Origin of the sequence: Stenotrophomonas sp. NPDC077420, from assembly GCF_044543385.1 — a bacterium.
Classification (GTDB): domain Bacteria; phylum Pseudomonadota; class Gammaproteobacteria; order Xanthomonadales; family Xanthomonadaceae; genus Stenotrophomonas.
Genome location: NZ_JBITVZ010000040.1, coordinates 1 through 2597, shown reverse-complemented (window position 1 = coordinate 2597; position 2597 = coordinate 1). Strand labels below are relative to the sequence as shown.

2 protein-coding genes are annotated in these 2597 nt (G+C 68.0%); both read left to right on the top strand.

Annotation, left to right across the window (positions count from 1 at the left end):
- Positions 1-1850, top strand: a 1850-nt coding sequence (locus ACIGII_RS19480; RefSeq protein WP_399641342.1) for a condensation domain-containing protein, incomplete at its 5' end; no start/stop codon positions are given.
- A 42-nt stretch (positions 1851-1892) separates the two neighbouring features.
- Positions 1893-2597 (top strand): condensation domain-containing protein (locus tag ACIGII_RS19475; RefSeq protein ID WP_399641345.1); only part of this gene is annotated, 705 nt, incomplete at its 3' end.

Here is a 2597-nt window from a genome sequence, read left to right as displayed (position 1 = left end):
CGAAGCTGCCCGACTACATGCTGCCCAGCGCCTGGCAGATACTGAAGGCGCTGCCGCTGAACCGCAACGGCAAGGTCGACCGCAGCGCTTTGCCGACCATCGCCGCGCAGGTCGCACCTGGCCTTTCCTACCGGGCTCCATCGAACGCGCTGGAAACGCAGCTGGTGGAGGTCTGGCAGCAGGTGCTGGGGGTGCCGCAGGTCGGCGTTGACGATGACTTCTTCGCCTTGGGCGGCAACTCGCTTCTGGTCACCCGCGTATTGACCGGTGCGCGCCGCGCGACCGGCGCAACCGTGGCCCTGAGCGCCTTCTTCGAGGCTCCGACGGTGGCTGGCATGGCGGCACACCTGCGCCTTACCGGCACGGATCCGACAGTACTGCCCGTGCCGGGGCAGGCACCAGCGGGGGCGGAATGGCGGCTGGCCTCACCGGGCCAGGAGCGCCTGTGGATCACCCAGGCACTGGAAGGGGCGACCCACACCTACAACTCACCCCATGTGTGGGACCTGCGTGGTCCTCTGGATGTCGCAGCACTTGCTTCCGCCTTCGCCACAACCATCGCCCGGCACGACGTGCTGCGTACCGTCTATCAGCAGCGCGATGGCACGGTCTGGCAGCGGGTGCTGCCGGCCGCATCGGCGCCGCCGGTTGCGGTCGAAGACCTGCAGGCGCTGGATGCGGCGGAGCTGCGACTCGATGCCTGCCCGGCCCTGCTGTCGCGGATCCGCGCCGAGAGCGAGCTCGTGTTCGACCTTGCAGGTGCCCCGCCGTTTGCGGTGTCGTTGCTGAAGCTGGGGTCCGAGCGGCACGTTCTGCTTTTCACGGTCCACCATGTCGCCAGCGATGGCTGGTCGCTGGGGGTACTGCAGCGCGAGGTGTCGGCGCACTACGCCGCGCGGGTCGCCGCCCGGCCGGTGGCTGTGGACGTACCCACGTTGCAGTATGCCGACTACGCCGAATGGCAACGTCGCCTGCTCGGCGAAGGGCACCTTGCGTCGCAGCTTGCGTACTGGCGCAACCGCCTGGCCGGGCTGGTGCCTGCCCGCTTGGACTTCCCGGCACCGGCAGACGGGGCACAGCCCGGGCAATCGGGTGCGTACTCCTCCCAGGTCGCCGCGCCGGTTCTCCAGGCACTGCAGACGCTTGCACGCGAGCGCGGAATGACCCTGTTCATGCTGCTGGTCGCATCGTTGCAGGTGCTCATTGCACGGCACAGTGGCAGCAAGGACGTGTCCGTGGGGACGTCGGTTGCCGGGCGCAGTCGTGAAGCCTTCGAATCCATGATCGGATTCTTCGTCAACCAGCTGGTGCTGCGTGGCGACCTGTCGGGCGACCCCAGCGTGGACGGGTTCCTGGCCGCCACGCGGACAAGCGTCATTGATGCGCTGGACCACCAGGACGTGCCGTACTCCACGCTGGTTGGCGAACTGGCCAGCGCACGGGATGCATCCCGCTCGCCGTTCTTCCAGATACTGCTGGTGCTACAGGACTTCCCCGACCAGCCGCTGTGCCTGAGTGGAACATCGGTGTCGACCTGGATCGACAAGGATAACGTGCCCAGCAAGTTCGACCTGACGCTCTACGCCCGCCAAGTGGACGGGAGGCTTGAGACCACGTGGATCCATGACCGCAGCGTCGTGTCGCCCGAGGCGGTGCGTACCTTGTCCATGCAGTTCAATCACCTGCTCGGCCAGTGGTCACTGCATCTGGCTGGTCGGGTGAGTCAGCTGGAGCTGCACGATGCGCAGATGCGGGCGGCAAATGAGGCAGAGCGCCTGTCGCGCAGGAACAACAAGTTCGGCAAGCTCAGGGCCTTGTCGCACACCGCCGATGCAGGCAGCGACGCATGAGACTGACGCGCGCCTGGCTGAAGGCATACGGAGCAGGACAGCATGGATAACGGAACGTCGTCGAGTGGTTTCACGCTATCGCCCCAGCAGGCGCGCAGCTGGCGCTGGGATGCAGCACGTGGCTGCGTCAGCCAGTGCGCGCTGCTGGTCACCGGATCGGCGACGGAAGCGCGCGTCCGTGCACGGGATGCGCTGTCGCGGTTGACCGATGCGCATGAGATCCTGCGCACCCGTTTCGTGCGTCCGACCGGGCTGCGCGAGCCGTTGCAGGTCGTGGGCGACACCGCTCGCCCTGCATGGATCGATGCGGACTGGCGCGCCCATGCCGACTGGGCCATGCGGCTGGAAGCGCTGTATGCGCAGGAGCGCGATGCCGGGCAGGGCGATGACGGCGCGCGGGTCCAGGTCATGTGGCTGCAGCTGGCCGAGGATCAGGCGGTGCTGGTGGTGAGCGCATCGGCGCTGTGTCTGGATGGCCATGGGGTGGCGGCGCTGGCGCAGGCCCTGCTGGCCGATGCCCGCGCCGATGAGCCCCTGCAATATGTGGACGTCGCGCGTTGGTTGGAGGGCCTGCTGGAGCCGGGCGAGGGCGACGAAGGACTGGCGCACTGGTCGCGCCAGCGTGCATTGCAGTGGGCGCAGGTGCGGGTGGCTGCGGCGCGGTCGACTGCGTCGCAGGGCTGGGGCGAGGTGCGGCAGGCGGTGGTGTTGTCGGCGGCCGAGCTGTCGGTGCTGTCGGCTTGTCCG